Below are 23,807 nucleotides of genomic sequence, written 5' to 3'. Positions count from 1 at the left end.
ATGAAACTGCTGATCGTAGAAGATGACAGGCTGTTACAAGAGGGGCTGGCCACCGCCCTGAGCGGCGAGGGCTACGCCGTTGACTGCGCCGCCAGCGCCCGCGAGGCGATGGCGCTGCAGCACAGTGCGCAGTACAGTCTGATTGTTCTCGACCTCGGCCTGCCCGACCGCGACGGCGGCGAGCTGCTGCGCCAGTGGCGTAAAGCGGGAATGGACGTGCCGGTGCTGATCCTGACCGCCCGGGACGCGCTGGACGATCGGGTTCGCGGACTGGATGCCGGCGCTGACGACTACCTGATTAAGCCGTTTGCGCTGGCCGAACTGAAGGCACGCAGCCGGGCCCTGATTCGCCGCTATCAGGGAAAAAGCGATAATGTGCTGGTGCAGGGCGATATCTCCCTCGATCTCTCGTCGCAGCAGGTATGGCTGGCTTCCCGACCGGTTGACGTGACGCCGAAGGAGTTTGCCCTGCTCAGCCGCCTGCTTATGCGGGTCGGTCAGACGGTCCACCGCGAGACGCTGCTGCAGGACCTGTACAGCTGGCAGGATGATAACGCCTCTAACACGCTGGAGGTCCATATTCACAATCTGCGCCGCAAGCTGGGGCGCGAGCGCATTCGCACCGTGCGCGGTATCGGCTACCGGCTGGACAATCAGCCGTGAACAGCATGCGCCGCCGCCTGATGCTGATGCTGGCGCTGATCTTGCTGACCTGCCAGCTGATGAGCGTCTTCTGGCTGTGGCATGAGAGCCGCGAGCAGATTGGCTATCTGGTAAATGAGACCCTCAGCGCGCAGGCGCGCAACGACCGCGTCGAGGGCGAAATTCGCGAAGCGGTAGCCGCCCTGCTGCTCCCTTCGGTAGTGATGCTGGGTTTTACCCTGCTGCTCTCCTTCTGGGCCATCAGCTGGATTATCCGACCGCTGCGTGACCTGCAGCGCAACCTCAGCCTGCGCGCCGCCGATAACCTCTCGCCGCTGCAGCTCACCTCCGACATGGACGAGGTGGTCTCCGTCACCACCGCGCTGAATCAGCTGCTGGGAAGGCTGGATCGTAACCTGCAGCAGGAGCGCCTGTTTACCGCTGATGCCGCACACGAGCTGCGCACGCCGCTGGCGGGCCTGCGGCTGCACCTTGAGCTGCTGCAGCAGCGCGGCGTCAGCGAGAGCAGCGCGCTGATTGCGCGCCTGGATCAGCTGATGCACGTGGTAGAACAGCTGCTGATGCTGTCGCGGGCGGGCCAGGCGCTGGCCAGCGGCCAGTATCGCACTCACGACTGGCAGCGGGATATTCTTGCCCCGCTGCTGCCGGAAATGGAAGAGCTGCTCGCGCAGCGCCATCAGCCGCTGCGGTGTGAAGGCGACGGCGCGCTCCTGGTACAGGGTGATGCGACCCTGCTACGCCTGATGCTGCGCAACCTGCTGGAGAACGCTTCGCGCTATGCGCCGCCCTCCAGCCAGATTCGGCTCACCCTCCGGCCGGTCGACGGCGGCTGTGAAGTCAGCGTGCTGGATGAGGGGCCGGGGATTGATGAGAGCATGGCCAGCGATTTGACCCAGGCCTTCCGCCGCATGGATCAGCGCTACGGCGGCAGTGGCCTGGGTTTGAACATTGTGCAGCGCATCATTCAGCTGCATCGCGGTACGCTGACGCTGAAAAACCGCCGCGACGGCAACGGCCTGTGCGCCCGCTGCTGGCTGCCCGCCACGCTGGATTAAGGCCGTAAAAAAGGCCGGTCATTGACCGGCCCTGCCTCGGTTAACGCTGATAGATAATTTCGACGCCTTCGTCGTCATCTTCATCCCAGTCGTCGTCCCAGTCGTCGTCTTCGACTTCAGCCTGCGCCTCTTCCAGCTGCTGGCGGTGGTAGTCATCCCACATGAACTCCGCTTTTTCAGCGCGCTTCTCTTCCAGCTCAACGTCTTTCGGGTGGGCGTTGATGAAGGACATCACGTCCCAGCACAGATCTTTCACGCCAAGCTGGCTGGCGGCGGAGATAACGTAGTATTTCTCCGTCCAGCCCAGCGCGTCGGCAATCGCCTTCGCGCGCTCGGCGGCTTCCTGCTCATCCAGCAGATCCACTTTATTAAAGACCAGCCAGCGCGGCTTCTGGAACAGCTTCTCGCTATATTTCTCCAGCTCACCCACGATGATGCGCGCATTTTCAATCGGATCGGACTCGTCGATCGGCGCCAGGTCAATCAGATGCAGCAGCACGCGACAGCGCTCCAGATGCTTCAGGAAGCGGATACCGAGACCCGCACCGTCTGAGGCGCCCTCGATCAGACCGGGAATGTCGGCAACCACAAAGCTCTGCTCGCTGTCCATGCGCACCACGCCGAGGCTGGGCACCAGCGTAGTAAACGGATAGTCAGCCACCTTCGGTTTCGCCGCCGATACCGCACGGATAAAGGTCGACTTGCCGGCGTTGGGCAGGCCAAGCATCCCCACGTCCGCCAGCAGCATCAGCTCCAGCATCAGGTCACGCTTCTCACCCGGCGTCCCCATGGTTTTCTGCCGCGGGGTACGATTTACCGAGGATTTAAAGCGGGTATTGCCCAGACCATGCCAGCCGCCCTTCGCGACCATCAGCTGCTGCTGATGATGGGTGAGATCGCCGAGGGTTTCACCGGTGCCTTCATCGATCACCCGGGTACCCACAGGCACTTTCACGGTGATGTCTTTCCCACGCTTACCGGTACAGTCACGGCTTTGACCGTTCTGTCCGCGCTCGGCGCGAAACGACTTCTCAAAGCGGTAATCGATCAGCGTATTGAGGTTTTCGTCAGCCACCAGCCACACGTCACCGCCGTCGCCGCCGTCGCCGCCGTCCGGCCCCCCTTTGGGAATATATTTTTCGCGGCGGAAGCTGACGCAGCCATTGCCGCCATCGCCGGCCACCACCAGAATTCGAGCTTCATCAACAAACTTCATTTTACTTCTCCGTAAATCATTCGCCCGGCCTGCGTATGTCAGGCGCCGCGAGGGGCGGACTCCGCCGTGGCCACAGGCGATGACCAATTGCGGAAAACATGGCGCCCGCCACTACCACCAGCGCGCCAAACACCCCAACGGGGTTCAGCATGGGGAGGGCAAAGGCGCGGGGCCAACCCCACGCCATCAGCACCGAAAACAGCAGCGTAAACAGCGGCGTCAGCGTCGTCACGGCGCTCACCTGGGCTGCCTGCCAGCGCGAGTAGGCTTCAACCAGCGCGCCGTAGCCAATCAGCGTGTTCACCCCGCAGTAGAGCAGACAGGCCCACTGCGCGCCGTCAAGCGCCCTGACCTGCTGCGGATGCGCCACCAGCGCCAGCACCAGCGCACATAAAGTGTACAGCAAAAACAAGATCTGCTGGGCGCCGAGCCGGCGCAACAACACTTTCTGTGCCACGCCGTAAACCACCCAAACCGCCGCCGCGCTCACGCCAAGGATCACCCCCAGCGTGTAGGTCGTCAGACGGGTAAAAATTTCCACCAGGCTGGTATTAAAGAACAGTATCAGCCCCAGCAGCAGCAGCAGTGCACCAAGCAGCTGCGTTGGCCGCATCCGCTCTTTCAGGATGAGCACGCTGGCCAACAGCATGCCCTGCGGCGCCAGCTGCGCAATGACCTGTGACGCGGTTGGGCTGAGGTACTGCAGCGAGGAGCTGAAGAAGACAAAATTTCCCAGCAGCCCCGCCGTCGCGATGAGCAGCAGCAGCACGGCGCGCGGCTGGCGAACGCTCCCCAGCGGCGGCAGGCGTCGCTTCAACGCCAGAAATGCCCCCAGCCCGAGGCTGGCAAACGCAAAGCGGTAAAACACCACGGTGGTGGGATCCATCACCGTCAGTAACTGCTTCATGGCAATTGGCAGCGATCCCCAGCTCATCGCGGTGATCAGTGCCAGCACCATGCCTGTTCCAGCCTGCTGCTTCACGGCCTGTCCTTGTCTCTGCGCCGGTGCGCGTACTGCAGAATGTAAAAAGCCCCGCACTGTATGCGGGGCTTCAATCCGTCAGTCGGAAGCCAGCAACCTGACCGGCTTCACGGCGCGAACCGGAAATTACTCAGCAACGATGCTGATGTACTTACGGTTGTTCGGGCCTTTCACTTCGAATTTCACTTTACCGTCGGCGGTCGCGAACAGAGTGTGGTCACGACCACAGCCCACGTTGCTACCGGCGTGGAATTTGGTGCCACGCTGACGAACGATGATGCTACCTGCCAGAACAGTTTCACCACCGAAACGCTTCACGCCCAGGCGTTTTGCGTTGGAATCGCGACCATTGCGGGTTGAACCGCCAGCCTTTTTATGTGCCATTTGTCAGATCTCCTCTTAGGCGCTGATGCCAGTGATTTTCACATCAGTGAACCACTGACGGTGGCCCTGCTGCTTACGGTGGTGTTTACGACGACGAAACTTAACGATCTTAATTTTCTCGCCACGACCGTGAGCAACCACTTCCGCTTTGATCACGCCGCCAGAAACTAACGGTGCGCCAATCACAACGTCTTCACCATTTGCGATCATCAGAACCTGGTCGAACTCGATGGTTTCGCCGGTTGCGATGTCCAGCTTTTCCAGGCGAACGGTCTGACCTTCGCTGACTCGGTGTTGTTTACCACCACTTTGGAAAACCGCGTACATATAAAACTCCGCTAACGCGCTTGCCGTCATACATTGTCGGGCGGCGCTATAAATATTCACAATAGGGCGCGAATTCTACGCAAAAAGCGCGGCGTTGACAAGAGCACATTACAGAGGATTGCAGAAAAAAAACGCAGCGCCATTGTCGACGTTTCCCTGAGCCGTTTTTCAAGTACAATCGGTCTCCTAAGACGATGACCATGACGGGACACGGCTAACCTGGCCGGCAGTAAACAGAGCGACAGTTGAATACGCCAATGAACTTAGAACAGATTAATGAACTCACTGCCCAGGATATGGCTGACGTCAACGCCGTCATCCTTGAGCAGCTCAATTCCGACGTCTCCCTGATAAACCAGTTGGGTTACTACATCATCAGCGGCGGCGGTAAGCGTATCCGTCCAATGATCGCCGTGCTTGCCGCACGGGCGCTGCACTATCGCGGCAGCCAGCACGTCACCGTGGCGGCACTGATTGAATTTATTCACACCGCCACGCTGCTGCATGATGACGTGGTCGATGAATCCGATATGCGCCGCGGCAAGGCGACGGCCAACGCCGCCTTTGGCAATGCTGCCAGCGTGCTGGTGGGCGATTTCATCTACACCCGCGCGTTTCAGATGATGACCAGCCTGGGCTCGCTGCGCGTGCTGGGACTGATGTCTGACGCGGTTAACGTGATTGCCGAAGGCGAAGTGCTGCAGCTGATGAACGTCAACGATCCGGACATCAGTGAAGAGAGCTACATGCGGGTTATTTACAGTAAAACTGCGCGTCTGTTTGAAGCCGCCGCACAGTCCTCGGCCATCCTGGCCGGCGCGACGCCGGCGGAAGAGACGGCGCTGCAGGATTACGGACGCTATCTCGGTACCGCTTTTCAGCTGATCGATGACTTACTCGACTACAGCGCTGACGGCAGCACCCTCGGCAAGAACGTGGGCGACGATCTCAGCGAAGGCAAGCCCACGCTCCCGCTGCTGCACGCCATGCAGCACGGCAGCGCTGAACAGTCGGCGATGATTCGCCGCGCGATCGAACAGGGTAATGGCCGCCACTTACTGGAAAAGGTTTTGGAAACCATGGCGCAGTGCGGATCGCTCGAATGGACGCGCCAGCGCGCCGAGCAGGAAGCAGACAAAGCGATTGCGTCCCTGCGAGCGCTGCCGGAATCCCCGTGGCGCAGCGCCCTCGAAGCGCTGGCGCACATGTCAGTGCAGCGCGAATTCTAATTCCAGGGGTCGCTGACCCCTGCGTATTCTTCCCCCCTTCTCCCGGCCAGGTTTGCGCACTTCGCCGCAAAATCAGCGCCTGATAAAAAATTTACTGGAAATTACTGGTAACATTGTTCTATAAAACGCCTGATTCTGGTGAACGTCCAGCTACGTGACCGTTCGCCTCGCCGGCAGCGTCGGCAGGGACTGACGACTCGCTGTTTATCACAAGGAGGGAAACAATGCGCAATATGGAAGACTGGCATCCTGCGGATATTATTGCTGAGCTGCGAAAACGGGGAACCAGCATGGCCGCGCTGTCGCGCAGCGCCGGCCTGAGTTCATCCACGCTGTCTAACGTGCTCACGCGCCCGTGGCCGAAAGGCGAGTGGATAGTGGCGGAAGCGCTGTCGCTGCATCCTAAAGAGATTTGGCCCAGTCGCTACTTCGATAAGTACGGCCGGCTGATCGATCGCAAACGGCTCATCCGGCAATAAAAAAGGCCGGTTGCCCGGCCCTTATCATCCGCGGGGGAGGTTACTCCCCTTTCACGCGCGCAATGTTGGCGCCCAGTCCACGCAGCTTATCTTCGATGTGCTCATAGCCGCGGTCAATGTGGTAGATGCGATCGACCAGGGTCGTTCCCTCGGCAATACAGCCGGCCAGGACCAGGCTGGCCGAAGCGCGCAGATCGGTAGCCATCACCTGTGCCCCGGACAGCGTCTCCACCCCGTGACAAATCGCGGTGTTGCCTTCCAGCTCGGCGTGAGCGCCCATCCGGATCAGCTCCGGCATGTGCATAAAGCGGTTCTCAAAGATGGTTTCCGTGATCACCCCGGTCCCTTCCGCCACCAGGTTCAGCAGCGAGAATTGCGCCTGCATGTCGGTCGGGAATCCCGGATGCGGCGACGTGCGAATATTGACCGCTTTCGGCCGTTTACCGTGCATATCCAGGCTGATCCAGTCGTCACCGACTTCGATCTCGGCGCCGGCCTCGCGCAGCTTGGCCAGCACCGCATCCAGCGTATCCGGGCGGGTCTGGCGGCAGATGACTTTACCCCGGGAAATGGCGCCGGCAATCAGGAAGGTGCCGGTTTCGATGCGGTCCGGCACCACGCGGTAGACGCCGCCGCCCAGACGCTCCACGCCTTCAATCACGATGCGATCGCTGCCGGCACCGCTGATCCGCGCGCCCAGCGTATTGAGGAAGTTTGCGGTATCCACAATCTCCGGTTCGCGAGCGGCATTCTCGATGATGGTGGTACCGGTCGCCAGGGTGGCCGCGCTCATGATGGTCACGGTCGCGCCAACGCTGACCTTGTCCATCACGATATGCGCCCCTTTCAGACGTCCTTCAACCGAAGCCTTAACGTACCCCTCTTCCAGTCGGATCTCGGCGCCCAGCTGCTCCAGCCCGTGAATATGGAGATCCACCGGACGCGCGCCAATGGCGCAGCCGCCGGGCAATGACACCTGACCCTGACCAAAGCGGGCCACCAGCGGACCCAGCGCCCAGATAGAGGCGCGCATGGTCTTTACCAGCTCATAGGGCGCGCAGAACACGCTGACCGCGCTGGCGTCGATATGTACCGAGCCATTACGTTCGGTCTTCACCCCTAACTGGCTGAGCAGCTTCATGGTGGTGTCGATATCTTTCAGCTTGGGGACGTTCTGAATCTCAACCGGCTCCTCCGCTAACAGCGCGGCGAACAGAATCGGCAGCGCGGCATTTTTGGCGCCCGAAATAGTGACTTCCCCGCTCAGGCGGGTGGGGCCCTGTACACGAAATTTATCCATTGCAACTGCTCTCTGTTCTCAGTCATGCCCTGCTGCGGCCCGCCTCGCAGGCGCACAGCTTAGAATCCGTTAAGTTTACGATCCCGCGCCCACTCTTCCGGCGTGTAGGTTTTGATCGACAGCGCGTGGATGCGGTTATCGGCCAGATAGTCCATCAGCGGCGCGTAGATAACCTGCTGCTTTTTCACCCGGCTCAGCGTGGCAAACATCTCGCCGACCGCGACCACCTGAAAATGGCTACCGTCACCGGTGACGTGGACTTCCTGCAGCGGTAATGCGTGCTTCAGCACGTCTTCAATTTCACGATTTTCCATCAGATTTCTTCGTTGGTGAATGTTATCAGGCGGATATCTTAGTGGAATCCGCAACTATCTTAAATATGCAAAAAAGCCCCGCGGGCAGATCGCCCGCGGGGCTTCATGAAACCAATGACTTACGCCGCGCTCGCCGCAGGCCCGCGCATCAGCGACGTCAGATTATACAGCGTGATCAGCGTCTCCAGCGCGTCGGTGACGCCGCTGAGGGCCACCTGCGCAGTAGGATGACCGTCTGGATAGCGCAAGTGGACCAGCAGCGCCAGCCCGGCGGTATCCACCCGGGACAGCCCGGAGACCTCGACGCGGCAGCAGCCCTGCAGCAGCGCCTCGCGCGCCTGCCACAGCGGCTGCAGCGTGTCAGCCATCAGCTCGCCGGAGAGCACCAGCTCCTCGCCGTCGCGGCGCCACGTCAGTCGCGTGGTCATCCGTTTTTCTGTTCCAGCGTAATCGGCTGCTTCGCCGCTTTTTCCAGCAGCGCGGTCAGCCCGTCGATGCCCTTGGTGCGCAGCGTATCACCCCATTCGTTCTGTTTAGTGGTGATCATGCTGATGCCTTCAGCGATCATATCATACGCCTGCCAGTGTCCATTCTGGCTGTTCTTACGCCACTGGAAGTCCAGACGCACCGGCGGACGACCGTTGGGGTCCAGAATAGTCACGCGAATCGCAATGATGTTGTTATCACCGATCGGCTGTTCCGGTGCAATCTGGTAGGTCTGGCCATGATACAGCGCCAGCGCCTGCCCGTAAGCCTGCTCAAGGTAATTCGAGAACGCTTTAAAATAGGCGTCGCGCTGCGCCGGCGTGGCTTCACGGTAATAGCGCCCCAGCACCAGCGCGCCGGCGTACTTCACCTGCACGTAGGGCAGCAGCTCTTCACGCACGATCTGCCGCAGGTAGTTGGGATCCTGCTTGATCTTCGGCTGCTCATTTTTCAGTCGGGTAAAGGTTTTTTCCGCCGCTTCGTTCATCAGCTTGTAGGGATTGGTCTGGTCGGCCGCTGAAGCCGCCAGCGGCGCGATGGCCAGCATCGCTATCATCATCAGTCGTTTAAACATGCTATTTCCTCTTATTACCGCTATCAGGGGCCGGTGACAGCCGGCGCTGCATTGTCCGGTGCGGATTCGGCCTGCGACTTGTTATCCTCGTCGCCGCCGCTCTTGTACAGGAACTGTCCGATCAGATCTTCCAGCACCATCGCCGATTTAGTATCGCGTAGCGTATCGCCATCCTTCAGCATCGCCGTCCCCATTTCAGGATCGTCGAATCCCACGTTCAGCGCCAGGTACTGCTCCCCCAGCAGGCCGGAGGTGCGGATCGCCAGCGAGCTGGTGTCCGGTAATTGATTATACTGTTCGTCGATCGCCATGGTGACCCGTGGCAGATAGCTCTTCTCGTCCAGCGCGATATCGGTCACGCGGCCAATCACGACGCCGCCAATTTTGACCGGCGAATTGGTTTTCAGGCCGCCAATGTTGTCAAAGGTCGCGTACAGCGTCCAGGTCGGGCGGGTGCCAAAAGATTTTACGTCCGCCACCCGCAGGCAGAGAAAGACGATGGCGGCAATCGCCATCAGCATAAAAATCCCCACCCAAACTTCACTCTTTTTCGTTTGCATGCTCAGTTCCCAAACATCAGTGCCGTCAGCACAAAATCCAATCCGAGTACCGCCAGTGATGAATGCACCACGGTACGCGTTGTCGCCCGACTGATGCCTTCAGACGTCGGGACGGCATCATAGCCGTTAAACAGCGCAATCCAGGTCACCGTCAGCGCGAACACGGCGCTTTTAATCACGCAGTTGATAATATCCAGCCGCAGATCGACCGCGCCCTGCATCGCCGTCCAGAAAAAGCCGCTGTCGATGCCCTTCCAACCTACGCCGACGACCGCCCCGCCAAAAATACCGACGGCGGTGAAGATCAGCGCCAGCAAAGGCATGCTGATAAATCCGGCCCAGAAGCGCGGTGAGATCACCCGGCGCAGCGGATCCACCGCCATCATCTCCATGCTGGAAAGCTGTTCGGTGGCTTTCATCAGGCCAATTTCTGCCGTGAGCGCCGATCCGGCGCGTCCGGCGAACAGCAGCGCGGTCACCACCGGCCCCAGTTCGCGCAGGAGCGACAGCGCCACCAGCATGCCCAGGCTGCTTTCGGCACTGTAGGTGGTCAGCACCAGGTAGCCCTGAAGCCCGAGCACCATACCGATAAACAGTCCGGATACCACGATAATCAGCAGGGAGAGGACCCCCACGCTGTACAGCTGTCTGATGAGCAGCGGGAAGTGCTTGCGCCACTCCGGCTTGCCCACCAGCGCATGGAACAGCATCAGCCCGGCCCGCCCAAAGGCCGTACAGGTGTCGATGCCCCGACGTCCCAGCGCTGCGAGCGCACGAATAACCATCTGTCTGTTAACTCCCTGAACCCAAAAGATCCTGCTGGTAGTCCCCGGCGGGAAAACGGAACGGCACCGGCCCATCGGCAATGCCATCAATAAACTGCCGCACGCGTGGATCGCTGTTCTCCCGCAGGTCACTGGCCGAGCCCTGCGCAACGATTTTGCGGTCTGCCACAATATAGGCGTAATCGGCGATACTCAACACTTCGGGCACATCGTGCGAAACGACGACGCAGGTAATCCCCAGCGCACGGTTCAGCTCGTCTATCAGCTTCACCAGCACGCCCATGGTTATCGGATCCTGTCCGACAAACGGCTCGTCAAACATGATAAGCTCGGGCTCCAGCGCAATCGCGCGCGCCAGCGCTGCCCGCCGTGCCATGCCGCCGGACAATTCGGAAGGCATCAACCGCGCCGCGCCGCGCAGCCCCACCGCCTCGAGTTTCATCATTACCGTACTGTGCAGCAGCGCCTCGGGCAGGCGGGTATGCTCCCGCAGCGGCCAGGCAACATTATCGAAAACGTTGAGATCGGTGAACAGCGCGCCAGACTGAAACAGCATGCTCATTTTTTTTCGCACGTCATACAGCCGGGTGCGCGACAGCGCGGGGATATTCTCGCCGTTAAACCAGATTTCGCCCGCGTCCGGCTGCAGCTGTCCACCAATCAGACGCAGCAGCGTGGTTTTGCCAATCCCGGAGGGGCCCATAATAGCGGTGACCTTACCTTTCGGCACGGTCAGCGAAATATTCTCGAATATCGGTCGATTACCGCGTGAAAAACTCACGCCGCGAATATCCACCAAATTCATAACAACCTCTTTACTTTCATCAAGATAAGCCGGTTAGCCCGGGGAGATACCGCCGTGCAATGCGGCGATTCAGGAGAAGCGACACCGGTTCCGGCAGCGGGCCACCCGCGGCAGCCCGATACGCTGATGTTAACGTAATCCTGGATAAAGGGTACACCTTATACAGAAACTTACTGCGCGCGAGGGGCGAAAGTCGGCATCTGTTTTACTTTTCCGCGTCATGTCGTCAAAATCACTGCCATCAAAATTTCATGCGCGGCGTACGCTGGCTGGCAAGTCGAGTATACCCGATCAAAGGACGTCCCATGCTGTTAGCTACTGCACTGTTGATCATCGGTTTCCTGCTGCTGGTGTACGGGGCCGATCGTCTGGTGTTCAGTGCCGCCCTTCTTAGCCGCCGGCTGGGTCTTCCGCCCCTGTTGATTGGGCTGACGGTGGTCAGCATCGGCACCTCGCTGCCGGAGATGATTATAGCCTTCTCCGCCTCGCTGCAGGGGCAGGTGGATCTGGCGGTGGGTACCGCCATCGGGTCTAACATCACTAACCTGATGCTGATCCTCGGCGGCGCGGCGCTGCTGCATCCGCTCACCGTCCATTCGAATTTGCTGCGTCGCGAACTGCCGCTGCTGCTGCTGGTTACTCTGCTGTGCGGCATCGCGCTGTATAACAATCAGCTGAGCCGCTGGGATGGTGCACTGCTGGCGGCGCTGGCGCTGGGCTATCTGCTGGCAATCATCAAACTGGCGCGCCGCGGCGGGGAAACGGATCGGGATCCGCTGGTGAAAGAGCAGCTGGCGGAGCTGCCGCGCGACGATAGCGGCAGCACTGTGGCTTTCCTCTGGCTGGCGGTGGCGCTGATTCTGCTGCCGATGTCGACCCGGATGGTGATCGACAACGCCACCGCTATCGCCGATTATTTTGGCATGAGCGAGCTGGTGGTCGGGCTAACGCTGGTGGCAATAGGTACCAGCCTGCCGGAGCTGGCGACGGTGATCGCCGGTGCGCTGAAGGGAGAGGATGATATCGCCATCGGGAATCTGATTGGCGCCAACATCTTTAACTTAGCCATCGTGCTGGCGCTGCCGGCGCTGGTCTCCCCCGGCAGCATCGATGAGCACGCCTTTGCCCGCGACTATTGGGTCATGCTGGGCATCAGCGCCCTGTTTGCCCTGCTCTGTTTATCCCGACATCGCCGAATTGGACGCCTTGCCGGCGTGCTGCTGGTCGGCGGCTTCATCGCCTGGTTTGGCTGGGTATTGATTGACCCCGCCGCCACTTTCTGAACAAGGAACTCTACGATGACACAGCCCTCTCCTGACGACTTTGATTTCCAGCAGGCCGGTAAAGCGGTGTTGCATATCGAGCGTGAAGGCCTGGCGCAGTTGGATCAGTATATCAATGAGGATTTCTCTGATGCCTGCCGCGCCATCCTGGCCTGCAGCGGCAAAGTGGTGGTAATGGGCATGGGGAAATCCGGCCATATTGGTCGGAAGATGGCAGCCACGTTTGCCAGCACCGGCACCCCGGCATTTTTTGTTCATCCCGGTGAGGCCAGCCACGGGGATCTGGGCATGGTCAGTCCCCATGACATCGTGATAGCCATTTCCAATTCCGGCGAGTCCGGCGAAATCCTGGCTCTTATCCCGGTATTAAAACGGCTGCATGTGCGGCTGATCTGTATGACCGGACGTCCGGAGAGCGCGATGGGACGCGCCGCCGATATTCATCTTTGCATTCACGTACCGCAGGAGGCCTGTCCGCTGGGCCTCGCACCAACCACCAGCACCACCGCCACGCTGGCGATGGGCGATGCGCTGGCGGTGGCCCTGCTGCAGGCGCGCGGCTTCTCCGCACAGGATTTTGCCCTGTCGCATCCGGGCGGTGCGCTCGGACGCAAGCTGCTGCTGCGCGTCTCTGATATTATGCACGCCGGCGCCGCCATTCCCCGCGTGGGCCCCGCGGCCAGCCTGCGCGATGCGCTGCTGGAAATTACCCGCAAAAATCTCGGTCTGACGGTCATTTGCGATGATAATGATCGCATTGAGGGGATCTTTACCGATGGCGATCTGCGTCGGGTGTTTGATATGGGGATCGACTTCCAGCGCGCCACCATCGGCCAGGTCATGACCCGCGGCGGTATTCGCGTGCCGCCGTCGATGCTGGCGGTCGATGCGTTGAACGTGATGGAATCAAAGCACATTACCGCCGTGCTGGTGGCCGAAGGCGAGCGGGTCGTGGGCGTGGTCCATATGCATGACATGCTGCGCGCAGGCGTAGTTTAATCAGGAAACAAACAATGATAACTGAGCAACCGGCCGGCCGCATGACCTGCTACGGCCCTGTCGATGAGAGCGTAATGCAGAAGGCCGCCGCGGTGCGGCTGCTGATTTGCGACGTGGATGGCGTCATGTCCGATGGGCTGATTTACATGGGCAACAGCGGTGAAGAGCTGAAGGCGTTTAACGTGCGTGATGGCTACGGCATCCGCTGCCTGCTGACCAGCGGCACAGACGTGGCTATTATCACCGGACGGCAGGCCAAACTGCTGGAAGATCGCTGCCATACGCTCGGTATTACGCATCTTTACCAGGGGCAGTCAGATAAGGTACTGGCCTTCCGTGAACTTCTGGATAAACTGTCCCTGTCCCCTGAGCAGGTCGCCTACATTGGTGACGATCTGATTGACTGGCCGGTCATGGCGCAAATCGGGCTCAGCGTTGCGGTGGCTGATGCGCATCCCCTGCTGCTGCAGCGTGCGGACTACGTCACTCGCCTTGCCGGTGGACGCGGTGCGGTGCGGGAAATTTGCGATCTGATTCTGATCGCGCAGGATAAATTTGAGGATGCCAAAGGGCAGTCGGTATGAGTAAATCCAGACGGTGGATCACGCTATTGTTGGGCCTGGTGGCGCTGGTGCTGATCGGGTGGAACCTGACCGGCGACGGCGACGACAGCCGTCCCCGCGGCCCGCAGACGGGCGAACCTACCTATATCAGCGATCAGGCGCAGACCGCGGTGTATAACCCGGAAGGGGCCCTGAGTTATAAACTGGTCGCAGAGAAAGTCGAGTATTTCTCGGATGAGGAGCTGAGCTGGTTTACCCTGCCGGTGATGACCACGTACGATGAAAACAAAGTGCCTACCTGGTCAGTGCGTGCGGATAAAGCCAAGCTGACCCAAGACCGCATGCTGTATCTGTACGGGCATGTGGAAGTGAATGCCTTAACGCAGGATGCTCAGCTTCGGCGGATGCAAACCGATAATGCGCAGGTGAATCTGATCACGCAGGACGTCACCTCCAACGATCGGGTGATCCTGACGGGCACCAGTTTTAACGCGACAGGCATGAAAATGCGTGGCAATTTACGGAATAAAACCGCCGAGCTGATTGAGAAGGTGCAGACCTCATATGAAATTCAAAATGAACAAAAACAGCCTTAATTTACTGCTGGTCAGTGCGCTGTTCACCGCCGCGCTGCCTGCCCTGGCGCTGACCGGCGATTCAGAAAAACCGGTCAGCGTCACCTCTGAAAACCAGGCGCTGGACATGAATGGCAACGTTGCGACCTTCACCGGTAACGTGGTCATCACCCAGGGGTCGATTAAAATTACCGCCAATAAGGTGGTGGTCACCCGTCCGGGCGGGGACAGCAATAAGACCATTGTCGACGCTTACGGTACCCCCGCGACCTTCTACCAGATGCAAGATAACGGCAAACCGGTGCAGGGCCACGCCCAGAAGATGCACTACGAGCTGGCTAAAGATCTGGTCGAGCTGACCGGCGATGCGTTCCTCGAGCAGCTGGACAGCAATGTGAAAGGCGATCGCATCACCTATCTGGTGAAAGAGCAGAAAATGCAGGCATTCAGCAGCGGCAGCGGTAAGCGCGTGACCACGGTTCTGGTGCCGTCGCAGTTGCAGGATAAAGGCAACAACGGACAAAAAAAGAGTAACTGATCCCTATGGCAATGTTAATCGCTGAAAACCTGGCGAAAGCCTACAAAGGCCGCCGCGTAGTGGAAGATGTCAGTCTGCAGGTCAAATCCGGCGAGATTGTCGGCCTGCTGGGCCCCAACGGGGCGGGTAAAACGACAACCTTTTATATGGTGGTCGGCATTGTCCCGCGCGATGCCGGGCGCATCGTGATCGATGACGAAGACATCAGTATCCTGCCGCTGCACGCCAGGGCCCGCCGCGGCATTGGCTATCTGCCACAAGAGGCCTCCATTTTCCGCCGCCTGAGCGTGTTCGATAATCTGATGGCGGTGCTGCAAATTCGCGACGATCTCACCGCCGAGCAGCGCACCGATCGCGCCAACGAACTGATGGAAGAGTTCCATATCGGACACCTGCGTAACAGCCTGGGCCAGTCGCTATCGGGCGGCGAGCGCCGCCGGGTGGAAATTGCCCGCGCGCTGGCTGCGAACCCAAAATTTATTCTGCTGGATGAACCCTTTGCCGGGGTCGACCCGATCTCAGTTATCGACATCAAAAAGATCATTGAGCACCTGCGCGACAGCGGCCTGGGCGTGTTGATTACCGACCATAACGTGCGGGAAACCCTCGCGGTCTGCGAACGCGCCTATATCGTCAGTCAGGGGCATATGATTGCTCACGGCACACCGGAAGAGATTTTGGCTGATGAGCAAGTTAAGCGAGTTTACCTGGGTGAAGAGTTCAGACTCTGATAAGGTGGCTGAGATCGCCGTGCCATTTGAGGATGCTGTACGCTGAATATGAAGCAAGGTTTGCAACTCAGGCTGAGCCAACAGCTCGCCATGACGCCACAGCTGCAGCAGGCCATTCGCCTGCTGCAGCTCTCCACGCTGGAGCTTCAGCAGGAAATACAGCTGGCGCTGGAAAGCAATCCTCTGCTGGAGCAAACCGACCTCCATGACGAAGTGGACAGCCGTGAGCAGACAGAGAGCGACGGTCTGGACACCCGCGAAGCCCTCGAGCAGAAAGAGATGCCCGATGAGCTGCCGCTGGACGCCAGCTGGGACGAGATTTATACCGCCGGCACGCCCTCCGGCACCGCCACCGACTATCACGATGACGAGCTGCCCGTTTATCAGGGCGAAACCACTCAGTCGCTGCAGGACTATTTGATGTGGCAGGTTGAGCTGACGCCGTTTAGCGATACCGATCGGGCGGTTGCCACCGCAATTGTCGATGCGGTTGACGACACCGGGTATCTGACCGTCTCGCTGACAGAGATCCTCGAAGGCATCGGGCAGGATGACCTGCAAATGGAAGAGGTGGAGGCGGTGCTTAAGCGCGTCCAGCGCTTCGATCCGATTGGCGTTTGCGCCCGCGACCTGCGCGACTGCCTGCTGGTCCAGCTGTCGCAGTTTCCGGGCGATGCGCCGATGCTGAAAGAGGCGCGGCTGATCGTCAGTGAACATCTCGATTTACTGGCGAACCACGATTTCCGCAGTCTGATGCGCGTGACTCGCCTGAAAGAAGAGGTGCTAAAAAATGCCATGGCGCTGATTCAGTCGCTGGATCCGCGCCCCGGTCAGTCGGTCAACACCAGTGAACCTGAATATGTGATTCCAGACGTGCTGGTGCGTAAAAGCGGCGCGCTGTGGACCGTGGAGCTTAACGCTGACAGCGTACCGCGACTGAAAATCAATCAGCACTATGCTTCACTCGGCAGCGCCACGCGCAGCGAAAGCGATTCGCAGTTTATCCGCAGCAATCTGCAGGAAGCCCGCTGGCTGATTAAAAGCCTTGAGAGTCGCAATGACACGCTGTTGAAAGTCACGCGCTGCATCGTCGATCAGCAGCAGGCTTTCTTTGAGCAGGGCGAGGAGTTTATGCGCCCCATGGTGCTGGCGGACATCGCCAGCGCGGTCGACATGCATGAATCGACCATTTCGCGCGTCACCACGCAGAAGTATCTGCACAGCCCGCGCGGCATTTTTGAACTGAAATATTTCTTCTCCAGCCACGTGAACACCGATAGCGGGGGCGAAGCCTCCTCGACGGCCATTCGCGCGCTGGTGAAAAAGCTGATATCGGCGGAAAATCCCGCCAAGCCGCTGAGCGACAGTAAGTTAACGACTATGCTTTCTGAACAGGGAATCATCGTCGCCAGACGCACCGTCGCAAAGTACCGCGAGTCGTTATCCATCCCGCCGTCTAACCAGCGCAAGCAGTTGGTATGACTGAACATAAGGAAGCGAGTATGCAGCTGAACATCACTGGAAAAAATGTTGAAATTACCCCGGCACTGCGTGATTTCCTCAACGAAAAGTTCGCCAAGCTCGAACAGTACTTTGTCCATATTAACCAGGTACACGTTGTGCTTAGCGTCGAAAAAGTGAATCATGTGGCGGATGCCACCCTTCACGTCAACGGTGGTGAGTTGCATGCCTCTTCGACGCAGGAGAAGGACATGTACGCGGCAATTGACGGCCTGATAGATAAACTGGCTGCACAATTAAAGAAACACAAAGAGAAATTGAAACAACACTAATATTTACCACCCCCGGGTAAACAGCGTTGACGGCTCGTTATCGACAGAAGCGGGCCGTTAACTTTTACCGGTGAATAGCGGTGAAAAACCAAGTGAAATCCTATGAATAACGATCATACACTGGAACTGAGCACGGTGCTCAGTCCCGACTGTACGCGTAATAACGTACACTGTCAGAGCAAGAAACGGGCGCTGGAAATCATCAGCGAGCAGGCGGCAAAAGCGCTCAACCTGCCCTACCAGACGATTTTTGAGGCCCTGCTGACGCGGGAAAAAATGGGAAGCACCGGCATTGGCAACGGCATCGCCATTCCTCATGGCAAGCTGGAGGAAGATACGCTGCGCGCGGTCGGCGTGTTCATTCACCTTGAGCAGCCAATCGCCTTCGACGCCATTGATAATCAGCCGGTGGATCTGTTGTTCGCGCTGCTGGTTCCGGCCGATCAGTGCAAAACCCATCTGCATACCCTGTCGCTGGTTGCCAAACGCCTGGCCGATAAAAGCATCTGTCGCCGCCTGCGTAATGCGCAAAGTGATGACGAGCTGTATGCGATTATTACCGCCTCCCAGGATGAAGAGCGCTAAAATCGCCTCGTCACCGGTGAGAATCAGGAGAGAGTACAGATGGTGCTGATGATTGTCAGCGGACGTTCAGGATCGGGTAAATCCGTCGCCCTGCGGGCGCTGGAGGATATGGGATTCTACTGCGTGGATAACCTGCCGGTGGCGCTGCTACCGGCGCTGGCTAATTCGCTGGCGGAGCGGCAGATCTCCGCGGCAGTCAGCATCGACGTACGGAATATGCCGGAAACGCCCGAAGTGCTGGAGACCGCCCTTACGAGCCTGCCCGGCAGCTTCTCACCGCAGCTGCTGTTCCTCGACGCCGACCGAAATACGCTGATTCGTCGCTATAGCGATACGCGCCGTCTGCATCCGCTCTCCAGCAAAAACCTGTCGCTGGAGAGCGCCATTGATGAAGAGAACGATCTGCTGGAGCCGCTGCGCTCGCGGGCCGATCTGATTATCGACACTTCCGAGATGTCAGTGCATGAGCTGGCGGAGATGCTGCGTACCCGCCTGCTGGGTAAGCGCGAGCGCGAACTAACCATGGTGTTTGAATCCTTTGGCTTCAAGCACGGTATCCCTATTGATGCCGACTATGTGTTTGACGTTCGCTTCCTGCCAAACCCGCACTGGGATCCTAAACTGCGGCCAATGACCGGCCTCGATCGCCCGGTGGCGGCATTTCTGGACCGCCACACTGAAGTGCACAATTTTATCTACCAGACGCGCAGCTATCTCGAACTGTGGCTGCCAATGCTGGAGACCAACAACCGCAGCTACCTGACGGTGGCCATTGGCTGCACCGGCGGCAAGCACCGTTCGGTCTACATCGCCGAGCAGCTGGCCGACTACTTCCGCTCACGCGGAAAAAATGTACAGTCGCGGCATCGCACGCTGGAAAAACGTAAATCATGACCGTTAAACAGACCGTCGAAATTCAAAATAAGCTGGGGATGCACGCCCGTCCGGCGATGAAGCTGTTCGAGCTGGTACAAAGCTTTGATGCGGAAGTCCTGCTGCGCAATGAGGCCGGCACCGAAGCGGAAGCCAGCAGCGTGATTGCGCTGCTGATGCTCGATTCGGCCAAAGGCGGACACATTGAAGTGGAGGCCAGCGGGCCGCAGGAGCGCGAAGCGCTGGCTGCGGTCATCGAGCTGTTCAACGCCGGATTTGACGAAGAGTGACCTGATTGCCGCGTGCGCGGCGGCTCAGCGTAAATGGTGCTGACGCAGAAACCCCTCACCGCCCAGCTGGCGCATCTGCCGCAGGATCCACTGCTGCCGCTGACGCACATAGCCCGAGGGCGCAGCGGCCTTGAAGCGCAGCGGATTCGGCAGCACCGCCGCCAGCAGCGCGGCTTCTGACATACTCAGCCGGCTGGCGGGTTTATGAAAATAGCGCTGCGCGGCCGCCTCGACGCCAAACACCCCGTCGCCAAACTCGGCAATATTCAGATACACCGTCAGGATCCGCCGCTTGGTCCACACCAGCTCCAGCCCACCGGTCAGACCGGCCTCCAGCCCTTTACGCACCCAGCTGCGCCCGTCCCATAAAAACATGTTCTTTGCGGTTTGCTGCGTCAGCGTTGAGGCGCCGCGCACCGGTTCGCCCTCCTCGCTGCCGGCCAGTACGGTCCGGATAGCGGCCACATCAAATCCCCAGTGCGTCGGGAACGTCTGATCCTCAGCGGCGATCACCGCCAGTGGCATCCACGGCGAAATAGCGTCCATTCCCACCCAATCCGAGTGGGCAACATAGTCGGTATCGCCGGCAAGCCATGCGCCTACCTGCCGCTCCACCATCACCGCGGAAAACGGCACGGGTAAAAAAGCGAACAGCAGGATCCCGGCAATCCACACGCCAATGACGGTCAGCAGCACGCCCAGTAGCCCACGCCGCAGGCGCGCCACGGCTGCACCCGATCCACGTTTTTTCATCCCATTCGCTCCTGAAATGTTTTATAAAACTTATGATTTTTTCGAAAAAGCCCACGCGATTCTTCGCCGGGCGTAACGCGGCTAATCGCCTGATGCCAGGCGTGATTTCCGGCAGAATAGCGCCGACAACAGGGGCAGATGAATCATTAGCGCCAACGGGGGCAGCGCCGGATCAGCCCGACAGTGCCGCGCGATCCCACCGGTGAATGCCTCGCGAGGAAACGGCGGCAGCAGGCAGTAATGAGGCTGCCAGCCGTCCCGCGGGCTGGCGACTGCGCCAGGAAGCGCAGCGCTGGCCGCCGGCCTCGTTACCCCCTGCGCCAACGCGGTCCGGGTGCCCGGCCCCGCCAACAGACCGGGTTAAAGCACCGACAACGGCCTTCGGTTTCGCTCATCCCGTCATTCCCTGCTTGACTGTGTTGGCAAATTAATGTTTCCTGTAACTAATCGCTGCTCCGCATCACACATTTTAATCATTGTGGTCGCACCGAGAACAGGATTTGCTATCGTGTGAAAAGAGTGACACCCCATACCGCATCCGGGCCCATGACATCCCTATCACTCTGGCGCGGATCGTCTTTTCCCTGGTGTTGGCGCAGTATTCGCGCACCCCGGCTACAGGCCGGGGTCATTTTTTTCCAGCCCGCTCACCCACTCCCGCAACACCGCCACATCCTGCTGCCAGTCGCATTTAAGCTCCTCGATCCAGTCCTGCACGTTATCCCACCAGGCGGGCAACTCCGGCGACTGAATCTGTTTGGCCAGCTGCTGCAGACGAATCAGGCCGACCGCACCGGCGGCGCCTTTGATCTTATGCCCCTCTTCCGCAATGCCCTTCTGGTCACGCGCCATCATATTGGAATCCAGCACCGCCAGGTAGCCCGGCATCATCTGCTCAAACATCGCCAGGCTCTGCGCTATCAGCGATGGCCCCACCAGGTCGAGGTACTGCTCCAGCATCGGGATATCCAGCACCGCACGCTGGGTTTCCGCGGACGCCTGCGGCAGCGCTTCGGGGAGTTCCGTGGCGGCAGGACGATCCCAGAACTGCTTGATCACCGCAGTCAGCGCCGCAACCGCCAGCGGCTTACTCAGCACCGCATCCATTCCGGCATCCAGATACTCTTTTTTATCTTTCAGGACGTTTGCGGTCAGCGCCACCAGCGGCGGCAGTTGCCCGGGCCGGTAGCGTTCACGCAGGGCGCGGGCGACATCCAGGCCGGTCATATCCGGCAGCTGGATATCCAGCAGCACCAGATCAAATTCGTCAGGGTCAAACAGGCTAAGCGCCGCTTCGCCGGTCATCGCCACCTCGACGCTGTTACCCAGCTTCTCCAGCACCGAGCGGGCCACCACTACGTTGAGCTCAATGTCCTCCACCAGCAGCACGTGCAGCGCCGGCAGCGGCATCTGCGCCTCCGCCGCCGGCATGTCCGGTTCCGGCCCCGCCGCCGGTGCCTGCAGCGTCAGCGTAAAGCAGGCCCCCTCGCCCGGGTGACTGACGACGGTAATATCTCCGCCCATCCCCTGCGCCAGTCGGCGTGAGACCGCCAGGCCGATACCGGTGCCGGTGGCCGGCTTGCCGCCGCGCTGATCCTTCACCTGATAGTACATGGCAAAAATCTTATCCTGCTCATCCAGCGGAATACCCATCCCCGAGTCTTCAACGTCAATACGCAGCACGCCCTGCTGCCAGCTGACCCGTACCTCGATGGTGCCCTCGCGGGTAAATTTCACCGCGTTACTGATCAGGTTCCAGAGGATCTGCCGCAGGCGCGTCCCGTCGGCCACGATTTTCTCCGGGATTGGCGGCGCAGCATGCAGCACGAAACGCAGACCTTTCGGCTGGGCCAGCAGGCCGGAAAGATTTTCCAGATCGGCGAGGAAGCCGGTAAAGTCGATCGGCTGGTTATCCAGCTGTACCTTGCGCCGCTCAATTTTATCCATTTCAATCACGTCATTAAAAATATTGCCGAGGGTGATGGCCGAGACGTGGATGGTCTTCAGATACTTCAGCTGCTCTCCGTTAAGCTCGGTATCCAGCAGAATGCGGCTTAGCCCAACAATGCCGTTCAGCGGCGTGCGCAGCTCATGGCTGATGGTCGAGATAAACGTGGTCTTCTCGCGGCTGGCGTTCTCCAGCGCGTCCTGATAGCGTTTGCGCTCGGTTATGTCGCGACCAAACCCCATCAGGCCGCTGCGTTTACCCACGCGGTCATAATAGGGCACTTTGCGGATTTCAAAGCAGGCCTTGCGGCCATCGGGATACTGCAACCACTGCTCATAAGTGATTGAAACGTTGTGGCGGAAAACCTTCTCGTCGGTCTCCAGCACTTTCTCGGCGGCTTCAGCATCATAGACATCACGCGGCGTCAGGCCAATCAGCTGTTTTTCACTTTTGCCCGTCAGCAGCTCCATGGCGCGATTGCAGCCGGAAAACTGCTGATCGATGTTGCGGTAAAAGACCAGGTCCGGTGAGGCATCCAGAAATGAGCGCAGAAAAGAGGATTGCTGCTCCAGTTCGATCTGCGCCTGTTCGCGGCGCGCCATTTCATCGGTAAGCTTCGCCATCGCCTGCGAGCGCGCCTCTTCGGCTTTGATACGGTCGGCAATCTCCTGGTTCAGCTTGGTAATATTGTCCTGCAGCTGCTGGTTCAGCTGCAGGTCGCGGTGGCGCATCTCCTCGAGCTTTTCCACCAGCCGCGCCAGCCGCTGGCGCGACTCCTCAAGCTGCTCTACCACCACCGACAGGAAGTAGACCGCCCACGGAGTGATCAGCAGGCCGAAAAATACCGACCGCACCACATCGATGCTCTCCACGTGGCCGCGCAGCAGCATGGTCACCGCCATCTGCACCACCATGGCCAGCACGACCAGCGCCGAGGCCAGCAGCAGTGAGAACCGCACCAGCCCGAGCTTCACCATCAGGTCCACATAATATTGCGCCAACAGGCGTATCTGTTTCATACCGCTCCTCGTCCTGAATACCGGTTAATCATACCCCAGCCGCCGCCTGCTCGCCTCTCTCCCCGCGCCGCCGGCGCTGCACCGCCATTGTGCAGGCCCGGGGCCCGACAGAAAAAGACGCAAAAGCCATTGACTAATTTCCGCAACAGAATACTCTGAGAAACCCCGCCCGCTGCGCGGTTTTACCTGATTCCGACCGCGATAACCCCCTTATCGCGTCAGCTCCGCTATTACCCTAACGAATAATCATTCACATTAAGCGATATTTTACTCATCACGATCGCCATGAAATTTATTAATCAGCGCGGCCTGATACTGCTCTGCACCGCCATACGATAAAAACAGTTTCATTATGCGGTTAGAGGACATCATCCAGCATAAGATGCTACAAATCCCATCAGCACCAGCATGGTGCAGGTCTTTGCTCGCTGCACTACAGTAAGTCAGCTCACACTTCTCCGGCGTGCGCCTGGCACAATACAGCGATAAAAAAAGGCATCAAATTCATATTTATCATGCAGATATACTCATATCAAACCGAAAAAGGCTCCGTCAGAACGGCATTTGACCTGAGTACGCTTTCCCGATAAGTTGGAAATCCGCTGGAAGCTTTCTGGACGGGTATTCGAACCGTCATATTTATGCAGTAATAAAGATTCCCTCTGTAGCAAGTCCTCGATAACTTGTGACACCGACGC

The 23,807-nt window shown here is 59.1% G+C and carries 28 protein-coding genes; 15 read left to right on the top strand and 13 right to left on the bottom strand.

Annotated elements, in window-relative coordinates:
- Complete coding sequence (gene pmrA, locus BS626_RS13925; protein ID WP_075182994.1) at window positions 1-663, top strand: two-component system response regulator PmrA; 663 nt, start codon at window positions 1-3, stop codon at window positions 661-663.
- Window positions 660-1,718, top strand: a complete 1,059-nt coding sequence (gene pmrB / locus BS626_RS13920) for a two-component system sensor histidine kinase PmrB (protein ID WP_075182993.1) — start codon at window positions 660-662, stop codon at window positions 1,716-1,718. The genes pmrA and pmrB overlap by 4 nt, the downstream gene beginning before the upstream one ends.
- A gap of 40 nt (window positions 1,719-1,758) precedes the next feature.
- Here pmrB and cgtA read toward each other — a convergent pair whose 3' ends face one another.
- From cgtA to rplU, 4 genes are all read right to left on the bottom strand, one after another.
- Window positions 1,759-2,934 (bottom strand): Obg family GTPase CgtA, encoded by a 1,176-nt coding sequence (gene cgtA / locus BS626_RS13915; protein WP_075182992.1) that lies wholly within the window; start codon window positions 2,932-2,934, stop codon window positions 1,759-1,761.
- Window positions 2,935-2,950: 16 nt separating this feature from the next.
- The gene (locus BS626_RS13910; protein ID WP_075182991.1) at window positions 2,951-3,892 is read right to left on the bottom strand and encodes a DMT family transporter; all 942 of its coding nucleotides are present in this window, start codon (window positions 3,890-3,892) and stop codon (window positions 2,951-2,953) included.
- A 150-nt stretch (window positions 3,893-4,042) separates the two neighbouring features.
- Window positions 4,043-4,300 carry a 50S ribosomal protein L27 gene (gene rpmA, locus BS626_RS13905; protein WP_075182990.1) on the bottom strand — a complete coding sequence of 86 codons (258 nt, stop codon included), beginning with the start codon at window positions 4,298-4,300 and terminating at the stop codon, window positions 4,043-4,045.
- A gap of 15 nt (window positions 4,301-4,315) precedes the next feature.
- A complete protein-coding gene (gene rplU, locus BS626_RS13900) occupies window positions 4,316-4,627 on the bottom strand; it encodes a 50S ribosomal protein L21 (RefSeq protein ID WP_075182989.1) in 312 nt (103 codons plus the stop codon).
- A gap of 257 nt (window positions 4,628-4,884) precedes the next feature.
- Here rplU and ispB point away from each other — a divergent pair, with 257 nt between their 5' ends.
- Both ispB and BS626_RS13890 read left to right on the top strand, forming a co-directional pair.
- Window positions 4,885-5,856, top strand: a complete 972-nt coding sequence (ispB, locus tag BS626_RS13895) for an octaprenyl diphosphate synthase (RefSeq protein WP_075182988.1) — start codon at window positions 4,885-4,887, stop codon at window positions 5,854-5,856.
- A gap of 224 nt (window positions 5,857-6,080) precedes the next feature.
- Window positions 6,081-6,335 (top strand): helix-turn-helix transcriptional regulator, encoded by a 255-nt coding sequence (locus BS626_RS13890; RefSeq protein ID WP_075182987.1) that lies wholly within the window; start codon window positions 6,081-6,083, stop codon window positions 6,333-6,335.
- Between the two features lie 40 nt (window positions 6,336-6,375).
- On the opposite strand, the gene murA is transcribed toward BS626_RS13890, so the two are convergent.
- From murA to mlaF, 7 genes are all read right to left on the bottom strand, one after another.
- Window positions 6,376-7,635 (bottom strand): UDP-N-acetylglucosamine 1-carboxyvinyltransferase, encoded by a 1,260-nt coding sequence (gene murA / locus BS626_RS13885; protein WP_075182986.1) that lies wholly within the window; start codon window positions 7,633-7,635, stop codon window positions 6,376-6,378.
- A 59-nt stretch (window positions 7,636-7,694) separates the two neighbouring features.
- Window positions 7,695-7,949, bottom strand: coding sequence for a BolA family iron metabolism protein IbaG (gene ibaG, locus BS626_RS13880; protein ID WP_075182985.1), 255 nt, complete (start codon window positions 7,947-7,949; stop codon window positions 7,695-7,697).
- 119 nt (window positions 7,950-8,068) lie between these two features.
- Entirely contained in the window at window positions 8,069-8,377 is a 309-nt protein-coding gene (mlaB, locus tag BS626_RS13875; protein WP_075182984.1) for a lipid asymmetry maintenance protein MlaB, read from the bottom strand.
- Window positions 8,374-9,009: a phospholipid-binding protein MlaC gene (gene mlaC / locus BS626_RS13870; RefSeq protein ID WP_075182983.1), complete on the bottom strand. Its 636-nt coding sequence runs from the start codon at window positions 9,007-9,009 to the stop codon at window positions 8,374-8,376. The genes mlaB and mlaC overlap by 4 nt, the downstream gene beginning before the upstream one ends.
- Window positions 9,010-9,032: 23 nt before the next feature.
- Window positions 9,033-9,569, bottom strand: coding sequence for an outer membrane lipid asymmetry maintenance protein MlaD (gene mlaD / locus BS626_RS13865; protein WP_075182982.1), 537 nt, complete (start codon window positions 9,567-9,569; stop codon window positions 9,033-9,035).
- A gap of 2 nt (window positions 9,570-9,571) precedes the next feature.
- Window positions 9,572-10,354: a lipid asymmetry maintenance ABC transporter permease subunit MlaE gene (mlaE, locus tag BS626_RS13860; protein ID WP_075182981.1), complete on the bottom strand. Its 783-nt coding sequence runs from the start codon at window positions 10,352-10,354 to the stop codon at window positions 9,572-9,574.
- 7 nt (window positions 10,355-10,361) lie between these two features.
- Window positions 10,362-11,159 (bottom strand): phospholipid ABC transporter ATP-binding protein MlaF, encoded by a 798-nt coding sequence (gene mlaF / locus BS626_RS13855; protein WP_075182980.1) that lies wholly within the window; start codon window positions 11,157-11,159, stop codon window positions 10,362-10,364.
- A 305-nt stretch (window positions 11,160-11,464) separates the two neighbouring features.
- On the opposite strand from mlaF, the gene BS626_RS13850 reads away from it, so the two are divergent.
- The 11 genes from BS626_RS13850 (at window position 11,465) to npr (ending at window position 19,389) form a co-directional block, all read left to right on the top strand.
- Window positions 11,465-12,442 carry a calcium/sodium antiporter gene (locus BS626_RS13850; RefSeq protein WP_075182979.1) on the top strand — a complete coding sequence of 326 codons (978 nt, stop codon included), beginning with the start codon at window positions 11,465-11,467 and terminating at the stop codon, window positions 12,440-12,442.
- A gap of 15 nt (window positions 12,443-12,457) precedes the next feature.
- The gene (gene kdsD / locus BS626_RS13845; protein WP_075182978.1) at window positions 12,458-13,441 is read left to right on the top strand and encodes an arabinose-5-phosphate isomerase KdsD; all 984 of its coding nucleotides are present in this window, start codon (window positions 12,458-12,460) and stop codon (window positions 13,439-13,441) included.
- A gap of 14 nt (window positions 13,442-13,455) precedes the next feature.
- Window positions 13,456-14,025: a 3-deoxy-manno-octulosonate-8-phosphatase KdsC gene (gene kdsC / locus BS626_RS13840; protein WP_075182977.1), complete on the top strand. Its 570-nt coding sequence runs from the start codon at window positions 13,456-13,458 to the stop codon at window positions 14,023-14,025.
- Complete coding sequence (gene lptC / locus BS626_RS13835; protein ID WP_075182976.1) at window positions 14,022-14,600, top strand: LPS export ABC transporter periplasmic protein LptC; 579 nt, start codon at window positions 14,022-14,024, stop codon at window positions 14,598-14,600. The genes kdsC and lptC overlap by 4 nt, the downstream gene beginning before the upstream one ends.
- The gene (gene lptA / locus BS626_RS13830; protein ID WP_075182975.1) at window positions 14,569-15,117 is read left to right on the top strand and encodes a lipopolysaccharide ABC transporter substrate-binding protein LptA; all 549 of its coding nucleotides are present in this window, start codon (window positions 14,569-14,571) and stop codon (window positions 15,115-15,117) included. Before lptC ends, lptA begins: the two co-directional genes overlap by 32 nt.
- A 5-nt stretch (window positions 15,118-15,122) precedes the next feature.
- The gene (gene lptB, locus BS626_RS13825; RefSeq protein ID WP_075182974.1) at window positions 15,123-15,848 is read left to right on the top strand and encodes an LPS export ABC transporter ATP-binding protein; all 726 of its coding nucleotides are present in this window, start codon (window positions 15,123-15,125) and stop codon (window positions 15,846-15,848) included.
- 48 nt (window positions 15,849-15,896) lie between these two features.
- A complete protein-coding gene (rpoN, locus tag BS626_RS13820; protein WP_075182973.1) occupies window positions 15,897-17,330 on the top strand; it encodes an RNA polymerase factor sigma-54 in 1,434 nt (477 codons plus the stop codon).
- A 20-nt stretch (window positions 17,331-17,350) separates the two neighbouring features.
- The gene (hpf, locus tag BS626_RS13815) at window positions 17,351-17,641 is read left to right on the top strand and encodes a ribosome hibernation promoting factor (protein WP_075182972.1); all 291 of its coding nucleotides are present in this window, start codon (window positions 17,351-17,353) and stop codon (window positions 17,639-17,641) included.
- Between the two features lie 102 nt (window positions 17,642-17,743).
- Window positions 17,744-18,226 carry a PTS IIA-like nitrogen regulatory protein PtsN gene (gene ptsN / locus BS626_RS13810; RefSeq protein WP_075182971.1) on the top strand — a complete coding sequence of 161 codons (483 nt, stop codon included), beginning with the start codon at window positions 17,744-17,746 and terminating at the stop codon, window positions 18,224-18,226.
- Between the two features lie 39 nt (window positions 18,227-18,265).
- Window positions 18,266-19,120, top strand: a complete 855-nt coding sequence (gene rapZ, locus BS626_RS13805) for an RNase adapter RapZ (RefSeq protein WP_075182970.1) — start codon at window positions 18,266-18,268, stop codon at window positions 19,118-19,120.
- Window positions 19,117-19,389, top strand: a complete 273-nt coding sequence (gene npr, locus BS626_RS13800) for a PTS phosphocarrier protein NPr (RefSeq protein ID WP_075182969.1) — start codon at window positions 19,117-19,119, stop codon at window positions 19,387-19,389. The genes rapZ and npr overlap by 4 nt, the downstream gene beginning before the upstream one ends.
- Window positions 19,390-19,413: 24 nt before the next feature.
- On the opposite strand, the gene mtgA is transcribed toward npr, so the two are convergent.
- Together mtgA and arcB are read right to left on the bottom strand one after the other, a co-directional pair.
- Window positions 19,414-20,142 carry a monofunctional biosynthetic peptidoglycan transglycosylase gene (gene mtgA, locus BS626_RS13795; RefSeq protein ID WP_075182968.1) on the bottom strand — a complete coding sequence of 243 codons (729 nt, stop codon included), beginning with the start codon at window positions 20,140-20,142 and terminating at the stop codon, window positions 19,414-19,416.
- Between the two features lie 615 nt (window positions 20,143-20,757).
- The gene (arcB, locus tag BS626_RS13790; protein ID WP_075182967.1) at window positions 20,758-23,109 is read right to left on the bottom strand and encodes an aerobic respiration two-component sensor histidine kinase ArcB; all 2,352 of its coding nucleotides are present in this window, start codon (window positions 23,107-23,109) and stop codon (window positions 20,758-20,760) included.
- Window positions 23,110-23,807 lie beyond the last annotated feature (698 nt).

It is taken from the genome of Pantoea sp. 1.19 (genome assembly GCF_001922585.1).
In the GTDB taxonomy this organism is placed as follows: domain Bacteria; phylum Pseudomonadota; class Gammaproteobacteria; order Enterobacterales; family Enterobacteriaceae; genus 1-19.
Note: the sequence above shows the minus strand (reverse complement) of the source record. Positions and strands in the feature narration are given on the sequence as shown.

What these genes read in the sequence shown, in the direction of transcription:
- ispB (WP_075182988.1), top strand. Translation starts at nt 4,885, where the DNA reads ATGAACTTAGAACAGATTAATGAACTCACTGCCCAGGATATGGCTGAC.
- murA (WP_075182986.1), bottom strand. Translation starts at nt 7,635, where the DNA reads ATGGATAAATTTCGTGTACAGGGCCCCACCCGCCTGAGCGGGGAAGTC.
- BS626_RS13890 (WP_075182987.1), top strand. Translation starts at nt 6,081, where the DNA reads ATGCGCAATATGGAAGACTGGCATCCTGCGGATATTATTGCTGAGCTG.
- mlaC (WP_075182983.1), bottom strand. Translation starts at nt 9,009, where the DNA reads ATGTTTAAACGACTGATGATGATAGCGATGCTGGCCATCGCGCCGCTG.
- mlaB (WP_075182984.1), bottom strand. Translation starts at nt 8,377, where the DNA reads ATGACCACGCGACTGACGTGGCGCCGCGACGGCGAGGAGCTGGTGCTC.
- ibaG (WP_075182985.1), bottom strand. Translation starts at nt 7,949, where the DNA reads ATGGAAAATCGTGAAATTGAAGACGTGCTGAAGCACGCATTACCGCTG.
- kdsC (WP_075182977.1), top strand. Translation starts at nt 13,456, where the DNA reads ATGATAACTGAGCAACCGGCCGGCCGCATGACCTGCTACGGCCCTGTC.
- lptC (WP_075182976.1), top strand. Translation starts at nt 14,022, where the DNA reads ATGAGTAAATCCAGACGGTGGATCACGCTATTGTTGGGCCTGGTGGCG.
- rplU (WP_075182989.1), bottom strand. Translation starts at nt 4,627, where the DNA reads ATGTACGCGGTTTTCCAAAGTGGTGGTAAACAACACCGAGTCAGCGAA.
- ptsN (WP_075182971.1), top strand. Translation starts at nt 17,744, where the DNA reads ATGAATAACGATCATACACTGGAACTGAGCACGGTGCTCAGTCCCGAC.
- BS626_RS13910 (WP_075182991.1), bottom strand. Translation starts at nt 3,892, where the DNA reads ATGGTGCTGGCACTGATCACCGCGATGAGCTGGGGATCGCTGCCAATT.
- arcB (WP_075182967.1), bottom strand. Translation starts at nt 23,109, where the DNA reads ATGAAACAGATACGCCTGTTGGCGCAATATTATGTGGACCTGATGGTG.
- kdsD (WP_075182978.1), top strand. Translation starts at nt 12,458, where the DNA reads ATGACACAGCCCTCTCCTGACGACTTTGATTTCCAGCAGGCCGGTAAA.
- rapZ (WP_075182970.1), top strand. Translation starts at nt 18,266, where the DNA reads ATGGTGCTGATGATTGTCAGCGGACGTTCAGGATCGGGTAAATCCGTC.
- mlaE (WP_075182981.1), bottom strand. Translation starts at nt 10,354, where the DNA reads ATGGTTATTCGTGCGCTCGCAGCGCTGGGACGTCGGGGCATCGACACC.
- lptA (WP_075182975.1), top strand. Translation starts at nt 14,569, where the DNA reads ATGAAATTCAAAATGAACAAAAACAGCCTTAATTTACTGCTGGTCAGT.
- mlaF (WP_075182980.1), bottom strand. Translation starts at nt 11,159, where the DNA reads ATGAATTTGGTGGATATTCGCGGCGTGAGTTTTTCACGCGGTAATCGA.
- mtgA (WP_075182968.1), bottom strand. Translation starts at nt 20,142, where the DNA reads ATGAAAAAACGTGGATCGGGTGCAGCCGTGGCGCGCCTGCGGCGTGGG.
- cgtA (WP_075182992.1), bottom strand. Translation starts at nt 2,934, where the DNA reads ATGAAGTTTGTTGATGAAGCTCGAATTCTGGTGGTGGCCGGCGATGGC.
- npr (WP_075182969.1), top strand. Translation starts at nt 19,117, where the DNA reads ATGACCGTTAAACAGACCGTCGAAATTCAAAATAAGCTGGGGATGCAC.
- lptB (WP_075182974.1), top strand. Translation starts at nt 15,123, where the DNA reads ATGGCAATGTTAATCGCTGAAAACCTGGCGAAAGCCTACAAAGGCCGC.
- hpf (WP_075182972.1), top strand. Translation starts at nt 17,351, where the DNA reads ATGCAGCTGAACATCACTGGAAAAAATGTTGAAATTACCCCGGCACTG.
- BS626_RS13850 (WP_075182979.1), top strand. Translation starts at nt 11,465, where the DNA reads ATGCTGTTAGCTACTGCACTGTTGATCATCGGTTTCCTGCTGCTGGTG.
- rpoN (WP_075182973.1), top strand. Translation starts at nt 15,897, where the DNA reads ATGAAGCAAGGTTTGCAACTCAGGCTGAGCCAACAGCTCGCCATGACG.
- rpmA (WP_075182990.1), bottom strand. Translation starts at nt 4,300, where the DNA reads ATGGCACATAAAAAGGCTGGCGGTTCAACCCGCAATGGTCGCGATTCC.
- pmrA (WP_075182994.1), top strand. Translation starts at nt 1, where the DNA reads ATGAAACTGCTGATCGTAGAAGATGACAGGCTGTTACAAGAGGGGCTG.
- mlaD (WP_075182982.1), bottom strand. Translation starts at nt 9,569, where the DNA reads ATGCAAACGAAAAAGAGTGAAGTTTGGGTGGGGATTTTTATGCTGATG.